A 13,072-nucleotide genomic window follows, 5' to 3' on the forward strand; every position below is an offset into this window, starting at 1 on the left:
CCCTGGAGAGGCCCATATCTTCGACGGAAAGTGACGATCGCCACTGTCGTGTCACATCCGTGCGGTGATCCCGTAACTCTCGGGTGAACCTCACAACCCCGCTGCCTCGGGAATCGGTGCGGATAGCCTGGGGCCATGACTTCGACTTTGGTGCTGCTGCGGCACGGTGAGAGCACGTGGAACGCCGAGAACCTGTTCACCGGCTGGGTGGACGTCCCGCTGTCGGACAAGGGCCAGGCCGAGGCCAAGCGCGGCGGTGATCTGCTGCGCGAGGCGGGGGCGCTGCCGGACGTGCTGCACACCTCGCTGCTGCGCCGCGCGATCTCCACCGCCAACATCGCCCTGGACGGCGCGGACCGGCACTGGATCCCGGTCAAGCGCGACTGGCGGCTCAACGAGCGCCACTACGGCGCCCTGCAGGGCAAGAACAAGAAGCAGACGTTGGAGTCCTACGGCGAAGAGCAGTTCATGCTCTGGCGCCGCTCCTACGACACCCCGCCGCCGGAGATCGAGCTCGGCGACGAGTTCAGCCAGGACGCGGAACCGCGCTACGCCGATCTCGGTGCCGAGATGCCGCGCACCGAATGCCTCAAAGACGTGGTGGCCCGGCTGCTGCCCTACTGGGAGTCGGCGATCGTGCCCGACCTGAAGGCCGGCAAGGTCGTGCTGGTCGCGGCCCACGGCAACTCGCTGCGCGCGCTGGTCAAGCACCTGGACGGGATCTCGGACGAGAGCATCGCCGGGCTGAACATCCCCACGGGCATCCCGCTGCGCTACGACCTCGACGAGAACTTCAAGCCCACCAACCCGGGTGGCACCTACCTGGACCCGGAGGCCGCTGCCCAGGCCGCCGCGGCCGTGGCCAACCAGGGTCGCTGAACCCGAGCCGTCGACTGGAGGGCATCTCGGAGCACGAATCCGAGGTGCCCTCCAGTCGTCACTCACGTGGGTGATGGGTGGCGAGAATTCGCCCACTTGCCCAACGGAGCGCTACGGCAGCCCGGTCGGTAGCTGAACCAGCTCCGATCAGGGGGTGAACCACAGGTGAAGAAGCTCCCGATTCGTGTCATGGGCGTCACTGAACGCCCTTGTGGACTGGCCTTTCCCCACCACCGCTTGCTTACGATGCAGATGTGACCGCTTTGGGCTACACCGCCCTGATCATCGCCGCGCTCCTGCTGGGCGCGGCCGGCGGATTCGTGGCAGCCGGAGGACCCCGGCCCTACCGCAAGTCCCAGCCGCAGGGCCCCACCGTCGCCGAGCTCCTGCAGCGCCAGGTGCACACCAGCACCAGCGGGGTCGTGCTCCTCAACCGCTTCGGCGACGTGGTCCTGCACAACCCGCGTGCCGTGGAGCTGGGCGTCATCCACGACTACCGGGCCGATCCCCGCGCGCAGAAGGCCGCTGAGCAAGCGCGCGAGACCGGCGAGACGGTGACCGTCGACCTCGGCCCGCTGGACGGACGAGCCTCGCTGTCCGGTCGCGCCCCGAGCGCCGTGCTCGGTGACGTCCGGTCGCTCGGCGACGGCTTCACCGTCGTCGACGCGGCGGACCAGTCCGACTCGGTGCGCCTGGAGGCGACCCGGCGCGATTTCGTCGCCAACGTCAGCCACGAGCTCAAGACCCCGGTGGGGGCGCTGGCGCTGCTGGCCGAGGCGCTGCTGGACAGCGCGGACGACCCGGACGAGGTGCGGCGCTTCTCCACCAAGATCCTGCACGAGTCGACCCGCTTGGGAACGCTCGTGTCCGAGCTGATCGCGCTGTCCCGCCTGCAGGGCGCTGAGCGGTTGCCGGAGCTCACCACGATCGACGTCGACGAGGTGGTCGAGGAGGCGCTGGGGCGCTCCCGGCTGCCCGCCGAGTCCGCGGGCATCGAGATCGCGGTCGACGGATCGTCCGGTTACCTGCTGGAAGGCGACCGGGCACTGCTGGTCACCGCGCTGACCAACCTGGTCACCAACGCGATCAACTACTCGTCCCACGGGAGCCCGGTGTCGATCTCGCGCCGGTTGTCCGAGGACTACGTCGAGATCGCGGTCACCGACCGCGGTATCGGGATCGAAGCCGAGCACCACGAAAGGGTGTTCGAGCGGTTCTTCCGGGTGGATCCCGCTCGTTCGCGGGCCACCGGCGGTACCGGTTTGGGGTTGGCCATCGTCAAGCACGTCGCCGCGAACCACGGAGGCGAGGTGAAGCTGTGGAGCAGGCCGGGGACGGGCTCCACCTTCACGATCCGGGTGCCCAGGCACAGCGCGGGCGAGGTCGAGGGCGAGGAGCCGGCCACCGAGCCCGATCGGGCGGCACCTGCCGCGCGGTCCACCACCGAAAGTGCGGACGGCGTGACAACCGTCGAAACGGGAGGAGTCCGGTGACCAGAGTGTTGATCGTGGAGGACGAGGAGTCCTTCGCCGACCCACTTGCCTTCCTGCTGCGCAAGGAGGGCTTCACGGCCGCCGTAGCGACCAACGGCACCGATGCCCTGGACGAGTTCGACCGCAACGGCGCGGACATCGTGCTGCTGGACCTGATGCTGCCCGGGATGAGCGGCACCGACGTGTGCAAGCAGTTGCGGCAGCGCTCCGCGGTCCCGGTGATCATGGTGACCGCCCGCGACAGCGAGATCGACAAGGTCGTGGGCCTGGAGCTCGGCGCCGACGACTACGTCACCAAGCCCTACTCGGCGCGCGAGCTGATCGCCCGGGTGCGCGCGGTGCTGCGCCGCCGCGGCGAGGCGGAGGAGCTGCAGCCGCAGGTCCTCGCGGCCGGTCCGGTGCGGCTGGACGTCGAGCGGCACGTGGTGACCGTGGAGGGCGAGGACGTGAGCCTGCCGCTCAAGGAGTTCGACCTGCTGGAGTACCTGCTGCGCAACGTCGGCCGGGTGCTCACTCGCGGTCAGCTCATCGACCGGGTGTGGGGCGCGGACTACGTCGGCGACACCAAGACCCTCGACGTGCACGTCAAGCGACTTCGCTCGAAGGTCGAGCCGGACCCGGCGGACCCGCGCTACCTGATCACTGTCCGTGGTCTCGGCTACAAGTTCGAGGCCTGAGCCGGCCGGGTGTGATTCGTCGCATCCCCGGGGGCCTGCTGACCTGGTGGCGGGCGTGGCAGGAGTGTTCCGGAACGCAGTTTCCCGCCCACCTGCCGCCCCGCCACGTGCGCAGCCGGTAATTTGTTGGTCATGCGCCTAGGGGTCCTCGACGTCGGATCCAACACCGTCCACCTGCTCGTGGTGGACGCGCACCGCGGTGCGCATCCGACTCCGATGACATCGGACAAGACCGTGCTGCGGCTCGCCGAGCGGATCGGCGCGCACGACGGACGGATCTCCGACGACGATGCCGACGAGCTGATCAGGACGATCAGCGAGTCGCAGAAAGCCGCCGCGGCGGCCGGGTGCGACGAGGTGATGGCCTTCGCGACCTCGGCGATCCGCGACGCGGACAACTCCCCGGAGGTCCTGGACCGGCTGCGCGCCGAGACCGGGATCGAGCTGGAGGTGCTGCCGGGCGAGGACGAGGCCCGCTACACCTTCCTCGCGGCCCGCCGCTGGTACGGCTGGTCGGCGGGCAACCTGCTGCTGCTCGACATCGGCGGTGGCTCGCTGGAGATGGCTCTGGGCATCGACGAGCAGCCGGACCTGGCCGTCTCGCTGCCGCTGGGCGCGGGCCGGATGAGCCGCACGATGCTCAAGGACCCGCCGAAGCAGGACGAGATCAAGAAGCTGCGGGACTGGCTCGAGGGCCAGCTCGCGCCCACGGCCAAGCAGTTCCGCAAGCTGGCCAAGCCGGACCGCGTGGTGGCGACGTCGAAGACGTTCCGCTCCCTGGCCAGGCTGACCGGGTCCGCACCGTCCTCGGCGGGGCAGCGCGTGTCGCGCAAGCTGACCGACACCGGCCTGCGGCAGCTGTTGGCGTTCATCACCAGGATGTCCTCCAACGACCTGGCCGCGCTCGACGGCGTGAGCTCGGCGCGGTCGCACCAGCTCGTCGGCGGTGCGCTGGTCGCCGAGGCCGCGATGAAGGCGCTGGGCGTCACGGAGCTCGACATCTGCCCGTGGGCGCTGCGCGAGGGAGTCATCCTTCGGCGGCTGGACCACACCAACGGAGATAGTCACACTGCGTTCAAGAGCGGCGTTCCGGTGCGTGCGGGGGGCACGGACGGGCTCGTGCCGGCGCAGGAGAATGCGCCCGGCCCGACACGGGATGAAACCGAGGCACCGGTGGACGGAACTGGACTGCGAACGCGGCACGGGGCACGGTGGGAACGATGAGTCGGGACAGCGGGGCGGATCAGCCCACCCAGCGCACCGTTGCGGAGCTGCTCGCCGAGTACGGCGGCAGCTCGGAGAAGGGCTCCCGGCGTCGGCGCAGGAAGCCCGAGGACCCGTCGGAGACGGCGCCGCAGGAGATCATCAACCGGGTGCTGTCGGACAGCGGCAAGATGCGCCCGGTCAAGCCCGACGAGGAACCGCCGAGCAGCCGCAGGAACCCCGGTCCGGCGAACGGTCAGCCACCGGCGGCTCCAGCAGGCCCGCCCCCGGCCCAGCCTCCCGCGGCCCAGCCTCCTGCCGCGCAACCCGCGGCTGCCCAGCAGCCCGCGACTCAGCAGCCCGCGACCCAGCAGCCCGCACAACCGCCCGCTGGACCACCGCCCGCCGCACAGCCTCAGCAGCAGGCGCAGGCCGCCGGGCCCGCTTCACCGGCCAAGCCTCAGCCCGCGAGCGAACCTCCCGCCGAGTCCGGTCCGCAGCCGGGCAGCGCCGGGTACTGGGCACAGCGCTTCAGCGGCGCTGGTGGTGCTGCCGCCACTCCACCGGCGCCCTCCGCGCCCAGCAACGACGCCGAGGCGACGGTCCGGCAGCCCGCGCTGCCGCCCGCTCGATCGAGGCCGCCGATCGCGCCCGCCGGTCCGCCGCAGCTGCCGGAGAACCTGACCGAGCAGTTGCCGCGCATAGACGGTGGTGCTGAACAGGCGTACCCGGCTCAGGCGGAGCCGGACGCCGATCCCTACGACTACGACTCCTTCGGCGATTCCGGGCAGGTCTTCGCCGACGACGTCGGCTACCAGCAGTCCTACGACGAGGACTACGACAACTCCGCGCCCGCGGGCCTGGACGAGGACTACGACCCCGACGAGGGCGATCGGCCTCCGTCGGCGGGCAAGGAGTGGGGCACCCTCGCCCTGCAGGGCATCGCCGGCCTCGTCGGTGGCGGTGCCGTGTGGGTCGGTTTCCGCTGGCTGTGGATCAACGCGACGATCGCCGCGTTCGGCGCGGCGCTGGTGTTCACCGGTCTCCTGGTGCTCGTCGCGTGGAAGTTCTTCCGCACCAACGACCTGCAGACCATCCTGCTCTCGGTGCTGGTCGGCCTGTTCTGCACGGTGTCGCCCGCCGCGTTGCTGTTGATCAACCAGTGAGAGGTCGTGGAAGTGGCCGGACAGGTGACAGCCGGCCCGCCCACCGCCGCGCAACCTCCTACGAGTCGTAGGTCATGCTTGGTTCGAGATGACGGGACAATCGCAGCCGCCTGAGCGCCAGGGCACCGCCGGTCGCGCACCGGTGGGGCTGTCCAGCGCTTCGGTGTGGCCGCAGCCCGCTCGGGCGGCCTTCGAGATGTCCGCGGACCTCGGCTTCGACGGGGTCGAGGTGATGGTGTGGGCCGATGCGGTCAGCCAGGACGTCGAGGCGCTGAGCCGGTTGTCGCAGCAGCACGGGGTTCCGGTGCTCGCGGTGCACGCGCCCTGCCTGCTGATCACCCAGCGGGTCTGGTCGCCGGAACCTGAGGAGCGGCTGCGCAAGGCGGTGGTCGTGGCGGAGGAGCTGGGCGCTTCGACGGTCGTGGTGCACCCGCCGTTCCGCTGGCAGCGCCGCTACGCGGACGCGTTCTCCGAGCTGGTCGAGGAGCTGGAGGAGACGAGCGGCATCAAGGTTGCGGTGGAGAACATGTTCCCGCTGCGCCCGCCGAACTCGTTGAACCGGCTCCGCAACGGACGCGTTCCGGGCGGCAGGACCAACAGCGGGCTCTCGGCGTTCAAGCCGTCCCCCGACCCCACCGACGTGGGATTCCGCAACTACACGCTGGACCTCTCGCACGCCGCCGCCGCGCACGTGGACGCCATCGAACTGCTGAAGCGGATGCGGGACGGGCTGGCGCACGTGCACCTCGCGGACGGCACGGGAGCGGCCCGCGACGAGCACCTCCTGCCGGGGCAGGGGAACCAGCCGTGCGCGGAGGTCTGCGAGGCGCTGGCGGCCGACGGCTACGACGGCTCGGTGGTGCTCGAGGTGAACACTCGGAAGGCCCGGAATCCCCAGCAACGAGCGGACATGCTCGCCGAAGCGCTGCTCTTCGCCCGCCTCCACCTGGAGCCTCTCGGGGCTTAGCAGCCGGTGCGGGGTGCCTCGCTCGGCGGTGCCCGCGGAGGCCGGACCTGGAGCGGCGTCCCTCGCCGCGATCGGAAACGACCGCTTAGGGTCGCTAACCGACGCCTGATGATCAACTTCGGTGAAGGTCATTAGAATCTTCGACCATGAACTCGTTGCGCGTAGTGGGCGTTCGACCGGTGGATCGCACGTGACCGAGGTCCAGGATCCGTTCTCCGCGGCCACTTCGGTGCGTTCGCTCGGCGACGGCAGTTACGTCGCGAACCTCCACCCGGACTGGGCCGTCGGGGACAACCCGCACGGCGGGTACCTGCTGGCGCTGCTCACCAGAGCCGTCTCCGAGGGAACCGGGCTCGAACCGCTGTCGATCAGCGCGCAGTACCTGCGTCCCCCTCGCGTCGGGCCCGTGATGGTCCGCGTGCAGGCGCTCAAGACCGGCAAGACCGTCACGGTCGTGCGCGCGGTGCTGGAGCAGCGGGGGCAGGTGTGCGTCGACTCGACGGTGACGGCGGGCAGGATGCCGGCCGCCGAGCCGGAGTGGTCGGATCTGCCGTCCATGCCGGTCAACCCGCCGCCGGACGCCATCGATCTCAGCCAGTCGACGAGGTTCTTCCACCTCGCGGACGTCTGCGACATGCGCTTGGACCCGGACACCGCGGAGTTCCTCAACGGCGGGACCGGCGAGCCCCGCTACCGGATGTGGGTCAAGCCCCGCGAAGGTCAGCCCGACCTGCTGTTCGGGCTGGTCGCGGGAGACCTCACGGTTCCGGTGACGCTGAACATGGGGCGCTTCGGCTGGGCCCCGACGGTTCAGCTGACCGCTTACCTGCGCGCCCACCCCGCCAACGGCTGGCTGCGCATGCACGTGGACTGCCGGGCCGTGCACGGCCAGTGGTTCGACGAGGACGTCCAGGTCGTCGACTCCGTGGGCCGCCTCATCTGCCAATCCCGCCAGCTCGCCCTGTCGCCGTCCTGACCAGCGCGATTCGAATGTCGTGCGGGTGGGGTGGGGAAGTTCTCATGAAAACTTCCCCACCCCACGTCACGTCAGGTGGACGACGTCGAGTGCGCCTTCGGCGTGCTGCGTGCGGAGGCGCTTCTTGTCGAACTTGCCGACGCTGGTCTTCGGGGCCTCGGTGAGGAAGGTCCAGTACTCGGGCAGCTGCCAGCGGGCGACCGAGCCGGAGAGGAATTCCCGCAGTTCCGCGGCGTCGGCGATCTGCCCCTCGCGGAGCACCACCGCCACCAGCGGTCGCTCCGACCACTTCTCGTCCGGAACCCCGATGACCATCGCCTCGGCCACCGCGGGGTGGGCCATCACCTGGTTCTCCAGCTCCACCGACGAGATCCACTCGCCGCCGGACTTGATCACGTCCTTGGCCCGGTCGGTCAGGTGCAGGAAGCCCTCGGGCGTCAGGTACCCGACGTCGCCGGTGCGCAGCCAGCCGTCGTGGAACCGCTCCGGGTCGTCGTCGCCGTAGTAGGCCTTGGCGACCCACGGGCCGCGGACCTCCAGCTCACCGACGCTCTGCCCGTCCCGCTGGAGCGCCTGGCCGTCGTCGCCGACCAGCCTTCCCTCGACCGACGCGGGAAGCCGGCCCTGGCTCGCCCGGTAGGCCCACTGCTCCTCGCCGGTGACCCCGGCCGGTGGCCGGGCGAGGCTGCCCAGCGGGGAGGTCTCGGTCATGCCCCAGGCGTGCACCACGGTGATGCCGTAGTCCTCCTCGAAGGTCCGCATCATCGCCGGCGGGCACGCCGAACCGCCCACCACCACGTCGTCGAGCGAGGAGATGTCGCGGGGTGAGGACTCGAGCTCCGCGAGCACGCCCTGCCAGATCGTCGGCACCGCGGCCGCCATCGTCGGGCGTTCGGCGGCCATCATCTCCACCAGCGGTTCGGGCTGGAGGAACCGGTCCGGCATGATCATCGAGGCGCCGACCATGAACGCCGCGTAGGGCAGGCCCCACGACATCGCGTGGAACATCGGCACCACCGCCAGGCCCCGGTCGCCTTGAGCGAGGCTCATCCCGTCGGTCATGCACACCTGCATCGAGTGCAGGTAGATCGAGCGGTGCGAGTAGACGACGCCCTTGGGGTTGGCCGTGGTCCCGGACGTGTAGCACATGGCGGCGGCGGATCGCTCGTCTAGCACGGGCCAGTCGAACTCCTCCGGCTGACCGACCAGCAGGTCCGCGTAGCCGTGCACCTCGACCCCGGGAGGGGCCTCCAGCGCGCTCGCGTCGCCGCCGACGACCACGGCGTGCCGGACGGTCTTCATCTCCGGCAGGAGCTTCGCGAACAGCGGCAGCAGCGTGTGATCGACCAGCACCACGTGGTCCTCGGCGTGGTTGGCGACGTAGATCACCTGCTCGGGGAACAGGCGGATGTTGAGGGTGTGCAGCACCGCGCCCATCGAGGGAACCGCGAGGTAGGCGGCCAGGTGCTCCGCGTTGTTCCACATGAAGGTGCCGACGCGCTGGTCACCGGTGACCCCGAGCGCGCGCAGCGCGTGCGCCAGCCGAGCGGCTTCCCGGCCCACCTCGGAGAAGGAGCTGCGCCGGGGTTCGGCACCGGTCCAGGTCACCACCTCGGCGGAGGAGCCGTGCGGACCGGATCCCTGCTGCAGGATCCGGGCGATCGAGAGGGGACCGTCGTTCATCGTGCTCAACATGGTCGAAGCTCCTTCGCTGCTTCCGTGGGGAGATCGCTCGGCTGCGACGGGATGAAAGACCTTCGTTTTTGTGGTGCGAAACACAGTAGCCGGAGCTGCGGGACAACGGGAGGGGTCGACACGCAGCGTGGTCTGGCACCCTGAGCTCCATGACGACCATCGCCGTGCTCGGAGCCGGAAAGATCGGAGAAGCCCTGCTCTCGGGCCTGATCAAGGCCGGACGGGCCCCGTCCGATCTGCTGTTCACCGAGCGCTTCCCGACCCGTGCCGAGGAGCTGACCAAGACCTACGGCATCTCGCACGTGGACGTGCCCGCGGCGGTGCAGCGCGCGGACGTGATCGTGGTGGCGGTCAAGCCGCAGGACATCGAGCCGCTGCTGGACGAGGTGGCGCCGAAGCTCCCGAGCGGCAAGCTGATCGTCTCGTTGTGCGCGGGCCTGCCGACGAAGCTGTTCGAGCGGCGCCTGCCCGAGGGGACGGCGGTCGTCCGGGTCATGCCCAACACTCCGATGCTGGTCGGCGAGGCCATGGCCGCCATCTCCGGCGGTGCGCACGCCGAGGGCCGAGACCTGGACCTGGTCGAGGAGCTGCTGGGCAGCGTCGGCAAGGTCGCCAGGGTTCCGGAGAGCCAGCAGGACGCGGTCACCGCGCTGTCCGGATCGGGCCCGGCCTACTTCTTCTACCTGGTCGAGGCCATGATCGACGCCGGGATCCTGCTGGGCATCCCGCGCGCGACCGCCGCCGACCTCATCGTCCAGTCCGCGGTCGGCGCGGCAGCCATGCTCCGCGAGGGCGGCGGCCACCCCGTGATGCTCCGCGAAGCGGTCACCTCGCCGGCGGGCACCACCATCGCGGGCATCAGGGAGCTGGAGAAGCACGGAGTCCGCGCGGCCCTCATCGACGCCATAGAAGCAGCGCGAGACCGCTCGGTAGAGCTCGGCAGCGCCCACGACGAAGACGAAGCCTGACCAGGCAGCCGGCCCCACCGTCAGGCAACCGGCGAAGCCGGTTTAGCAGTACCCCACCTGAGCACCTGGCACCGCCGGGGGTTCTGAGCGGCTTCGTGGCGAGCACGCCGCGACGACGTGTATTGGCATACATCAGGAGTGGCGCGCGGAGTCCACAGCGCCGCTCAGGTTCCCCCACCCGCACCGCTAAGCAAGGTGACCCACGGACCCCCAAGGGACAAAAGTCAACTCAACAATTGTTGTTTGTCCCGTTAGTCTCGGTAGAGCACGTGCGTGAGGTTTCCGGCGGAAGGGGAAGCCGCCGGGGGCGACACGTGTGGAGGGCACGGTGAAGCATGTCTTCGAACTCCGAACCCGGCCAGCAGGCACCGCCCAGCATGGGGCAGGTGCGGTTCCTCACCGTCGCCGAGGTGGCCAAGCTGATGCGGGTGTCGAAGATGACGGTCTACCGCCTCGTGCACGCAGGTGAGCTGCCGGCCGCCAGGGTGGGCCGCTCCTTCCGCGTGGCTGAGAAGGACGTTCACGCCTACCTCGAACACGCCTACTACGACGCGGGCTGAGCCGTCTCGAAGATCGCTCCCGGGGTCTCCCGGGGGCGATTCGAGGGCGCTTGCCGGACCACGGCGGCAGGGCCGAGACCAGGGCAGGTAAAGTTTTGGGTTGGTCGTGCCTGATGCGCTCCTGGCAGCTGCTCCGGCACGGAAGACGTTCGAACCGCCGTCAAGAGTGAAGGAGTCCGCATGGGCTCGGTCATCAAGAAGCGCCGCAAGCGTATGTCCAAGAAGAAGCACCGCAAGCTGCTTCGCAAGACGCGCGTCCAGCGTCGCAAGTTGGGCAAGTGATCTACCGGGGGCCGTTCCGGGGCCGGTTCGCGTAGTCCAGCGGCTACCGCCTCGTTCCGGGCAACTCCCACGAACCGCCGTCGACCATCGGATGTCGACGGCGGTTTTTGCTGTTTCGACCCCGTTCGGTAACGCCGGGTCGGCCGGTCGTCCGCAGGTGCGCCTGTAGCATCGATCTCGGTCAGCGCTCCTTCGACTGCGCGGGGTGAACATGGGGCCGAACGTCGTGCTCGTGACGGGTGTGAGCCGTTTCCTGGGCGGTCACCTGGCGGCGCGGCTGGCGGCGGACCCCTCGATCGACCGGGTGCTGGGCGTGGACACGGTCCAGCCCGGCCGCGACCTCCTGCGGCGGATGGGGCGCACCGAGTTCGTGCGCGCCGACATCCGCAATCCGCTGATCGGCAAGGTGATCAGCAACGCCGGGGTCGACACCGTGGTGCACGCGGCGATCAACACGCACACGGGGCCCGGTGGCCGGGCGACGCTCAAGGAGATGAACGTCATCGGCACCATGCAGCTGCTGGCCGCCTGCCAGCAGTCGCCGCGGGTCCGCAAGGTCGTGGTGCGCTCCACCTGCGCCGTCTACGGGTCGAGCTCGCGGGATCCCGCGGTGTTCACCGAGGACATCGAGCCCAAGGATCTGCCGTCGTCCGGTTACGCCAAGGACGCGGTGGAGATCGAGGGCTACGTGCGCGGTTTCGGCCGCCGCAGGCCCGACGTGGACGTCACGACGCTGCGCTTCTCCAACCTGATCGGTCCGCGCATCGACGCGATGCTGGCCCGCTACTTCATGCTGCCGGTGGTTCCCACCGTGCTCGGCTTCGACGCGCGCTTCCAGCTGCTGCACTCCGAGGACGCGCTGGCGGTGCTGGAGCGCGCGACCTTCGGGGACAAGACGGGTGTCTACAACGTCGCGGGCGATGGCGTGCTGATGCTGTCGCAGGCGATCCGGCGGGCGGGCCGGGTGGCGCTGCCGCTGCCGAGCCCGTCGGTGCCCGCCGTGACCCAGCTGTTCCGGAGCGCCCGGTTGGTGGACTTCTCGCCGGAGCAGCTGCGGTTCCTCAACTTCGGCCGGGTGCTGGACACCACGCGGCTTCGTGAGACGTTCGGGTTCACCCCGCGCTGGACCACGCAGCAGGCCTTCGACGACTTCGTGCGCGGCCGAGGGCTGCGCCCCGTGGTGACGCCGGAGAACATCGTGGGGTTGGAACAGCGCGCCGGGGACCTGCTTTCGAGGCTGCGGTGAGTGCAAGGCGAGAGGGAGGCGCGATGGCCGATGCGCAGGTGATCCCGCTGCGACCCGAGAACGGCGACCAGGTCCCGCCCCAGCCGGGGGAACCCGGGTGGGAGGAAGCCGTCATCGACGTGCTCGCCTTCGCCCGTCGCAGGCTGCTCGGCGACTACCGGGTCGACGAGTTCGGCTTCGACGAGGAGCTCACCGACGAAGTCCTGCTGCGGCTGATCCGCCCGTTCTACGAGAAGTGGTTCCGGGTCGAGACGATCGGCGCCCACAACGTGCCCGACAGCGGCGCTCTGGTGGTGGCCAACCACTCCGGGACCTTGCCGTGGGACGCGCTGATGACCACGGTCGCGCTGCACGACCACCACCCCGCCGAGCGGCACCTGCGGATGCTGGGCGCGGACCTGGTGTTCCGGATGCCGATGCTGGGTCCGCTGGCCCGGAAGGCCGGGCACACGCTGGCCTGCAGCCCGGACGCCGAGCGGCTGCTGACCGGCGGCGAGCTCGTCGGGGTGTGGCCGGAGGGCTTCAAGGGCATCGGCAAACCGTTCAAGGACCGCTACAAGCTGCAGCGCTTCGGCCGCGGCGGTTTCGTCTCGGCCGCGCTGCGCACCGGCGCGCCGATCATCCCGTGCGCGATCGTCGGCGCCGAGGAGATCTACCCGAAGCTGGCCGACCTGAAGCCGATCGCACGGTTGCTCGGGCTGCCCTACTTCCCGGTGACGCCGCTGTTCCCGCACTTCGGGCCGCTGGGTGCGGTTCCGCTGCCCTCCAAGTGGTACATCGAGTTCGGCGAACCGATCGAGACCAGCGGTTACCCGGAGGGTGCCGCGGACGATCCGATGCTGGTCTTCAGCCTCTCCGACCAGGTCCGGGAGAACATCCAGCAGATGCTCTACCGGTTGCTGTCCCAGCGCACGAGCGTTTTCCTCGGCTGATATCCACCCGGACTGATGATGCGCGGCC

The 13,072-nt window shown here is 69.8% G+C and carries 13 protein-coding genes; 12 read left to right on the forward strand and 1 reads right to left on the reverse strand.

Annotation, left to right across the window (positions count from 1 at the left end; all coding sequences use genetic code 11):
- The first annotated feature begins 135 nt into the window (after positions 1-135).
- The 7 genes from FHU35_RS18175 to FHU35_RS18205 all read left to right on the forward strand — a co-directional run bounded on the left by FHU35_RS18175 (position 136) and on the right by FHU35_RS18205 (position 7,361).
- Positions 136-879 (forward strand): phosphoglyceromutase, encoded by a 744-nt coding sequence (locus tag FHU35_RS18175; protein ID WP_145741174.1) that lies wholly within the window; start codon positions 136-138, stop codon positions 877-879.
- A 254-nt stretch (positions 880-1,133) separates the two neighbouring features.
- The gene (locus FHU35_RS18180) at positions 1,134-2,372 is read left to right on the forward strand and encodes a sensor histidine kinase (protein WP_186459486.1); all 1,239 of its coding nucleotides are present in this window, start codon (positions 1,134-1,136) and stop codon (positions 2,370-2,372) included.
- Positions 2,369-3,049 (forward strand): response regulator transcription factor, encoded by a 681-nt coding sequence (locus FHU35_RS18185; protein ID WP_132621411.1) that lies wholly within the window; start codon positions 2,369-2,371, stop codon positions 3,047-3,049. The genes FHU35_RS18180 and FHU35_RS18185 overlap by 4 nt, the downstream gene beginning before the upstream one ends.
- Before the next feature lie 132 nt (positions 3,050-3,181).
- Positions 3,182-4,273 (forward strand): Ppx/GppA family phosphatase, encoded by a 1,092-nt coding sequence (locus tag FHU35_RS18190; RefSeq protein WP_145741176.1) that lies wholly within the window; start codon positions 3,182-3,184, stop codon positions 4,271-4,273.
- Positions 4,270-5,418 (forward strand): hypothetical protein, encoded by a 1,149-nt coding sequence (locus tag FHU35_RS18195; protein WP_145741178.1) that lies wholly within the window; start codon positions 4,270-4,272, stop codon positions 5,416-5,418. The genes FHU35_RS18190 and FHU35_RS18195 overlap by 4 nt, the downstream gene beginning before the upstream one ends.
- An 88-nt stretch (positions 5,419-5,506) precedes the next feature.
- Positions 5,507-6,385, forward strand: a complete 879-nt coding sequence (locus FHU35_RS18200; RefSeq protein WP_145741180.1) for a sugar phosphate isomerase/epimerase family protein — start codon at positions 5,507-5,509, stop codon at positions 6,383-6,385.
- Between the two features lie 190 nt (positions 6,386-6,575).
- Entirely contained in the window at positions 6,576-7,361 is a 786-nt protein-coding gene (locus FHU35_RS18205; RefSeq protein ID WP_145741182.1) for a thioesterase family protein, read from the forward strand.
- Between the two features lie 66 nt (positions 7,362-7,427).
- On the opposite strand, the gene FHU35_RS18210 is transcribed toward FHU35_RS18205, so the two are convergent.
- Positions 7,428-9,056 carry a long-chain fatty acid--CoA ligase gene (locus FHU35_RS18210; RefSeq protein ID WP_145741184.1) on the reverse strand — a complete coding sequence of 543 codons (1,629 nt, stop codon included), beginning with the start codon at positions 9,054-9,056 and terminating at the stop codon, positions 7,428-7,430.
- A 149-nt stretch (positions 9,057-9,205) separates the two neighbouring features.
- Here FHU35_RS18210 and proC point away from each other — a divergent pair, with 149 nt between their 5' ends.
- From proC to FHU35_RS18235, 5 genes are all read left to right on the forward strand, one after another.
- Positions 9,206-10,024, forward strand: a complete 819-nt coding sequence (gene proC, locus FHU35_RS18215; RefSeq protein WP_145741186.1) for a pyrroline-5-carboxylate reductase — start codon at positions 9,206-9,208, stop codon at positions 10,022-10,024.
- Positions 10,025-10,359: 335 nt separating this feature from the next.
- Positions 10,360-10,584, forward strand: a complete 225-nt coding sequence (locus FHU35_RS18220) for a helix-turn-helix domain-containing protein (RefSeq protein WP_145741188.1) — start codon at positions 10,360-10,362, stop codon at positions 10,582-10,584.
- 180 nt (positions 10,585-10,764) lie between these two features.
- Positions 10,765-10,866 carry a 30S ribosomal protein bS22 gene (locus FHU35_RS18225; protein ID WP_010241351.1) on the forward strand — a complete coding sequence of 34 codons (102 nt, stop codon included), beginning with the start codon at positions 10,765-10,767 and terminating at the stop codon, positions 10,864-10,866.
- A 211-nt stretch (positions 10,867-11,077) separates the two neighbouring features.
- Complete coding sequence (locus tag FHU35_RS18230; protein WP_145741190.1) at positions 11,078-12,112, forward strand: NAD-dependent epimerase/dehydratase family protein; 1,035 nt, start codon at positions 11,078-11,080, stop codon at positions 12,110-12,112.
- Between the two features lie 23 nt (positions 12,113-12,135).
- Positions 12,136-13,044, forward strand: a complete 909-nt coding sequence (locus FHU35_RS18235) for a lysophospholipid acyltransferase family protein (RefSeq protein WP_145741192.1) — start codon at positions 12,136-12,138, stop codon at positions 13,042-13,044.
- Positions 13,045-13,072: the final 28 nt, after the last annotated feature.

The sequence above is a fragment of the Saccharopolyspora dendranthemae genome, assembly GCF_007829955.1.
GTDB classification, from domain to species: domain Bacteria; phylum Actinomycetota; class Actinomycetes; order Mycobacteriales; family Pseudonocardiaceae; genus Saccharopolyspora; species Saccharopolyspora dendranthemae.

What these genes read in the sequence shown, in the direction of transcription:
- FHU35_RS18225 (WP_010241351.1), top strand. Translation starts at nt 10,765, where the DNA reads ATGGGCTCGGTCATCAAGAAGCGCCGCAAGCGTATGTCCAAGAAGAAG.
- FHU35_RS18200 (WP_145741180.1), top strand. Translation starts at nt 5,507, where the DNA reads ATGACGGGACAATCGCAGCCGCCTGAGCGCCAGGGCACCGCCGGTCGC.
- FHU35_RS18230 (WP_145741190.1), top strand. Translation starts at nt 11,078, where the DNA reads ATGGGGCCGAACGTCGTGCTCGTGACGGGTGTGAGCCGTTTCCTGGGC.
- FHU35_RS18235 (WP_145741192.1), top strand. Translation starts at nt 12,136, where the DNA reads ATGGCCGATGCGCAGGTGATCCCGCTGCGACCCGAGAACGGCGACCAG.
- proC (WP_145741186.1), top strand. Translation starts at nt 9,206, where the DNA reads ATGACGACCATCGCCGTGCTCGGAGCCGGAAAGATCGGAGAAGCCCTG.
- FHU35_RS18195 (WP_145741178.1), top strand. Translation starts at nt 4,270, where the DNA reads ATGAGTCGGGACAGCGGGGCGGATCAGCCCACCCAGCGCACCGTTGCG.
- FHU35_RS18220 (WP_145741188.1), top strand. Translation starts at nt 10,360, where the DNA reads ATGTCTTCGAACTCCGAACCCGGCCAGCAGGCACCGCCCAGCATGGGG.
- FHU35_RS18190 (WP_145741176.1), top strand. Translation starts at nt 3,182, where the DNA reads ATGCGCCTAGGGGTCCTCGACGTCGGATCCAACACCGTCCACCTGCTC.
- FHU35_RS18210 (WP_145741184.1), bottom strand. Translation starts at nt 9,056, where the DNA reads ATGTTGAGCACGATGAACGACGGTCCCCTCTCGATCGCCCGGATCCTG.
- FHU35_RS18175 (WP_145741174.1), top strand. Translation starts at nt 136, where the DNA reads ATGACTTCGACTTTGGTGCTGCTGCGGCACGGTGAGAGCACGTGGAAC.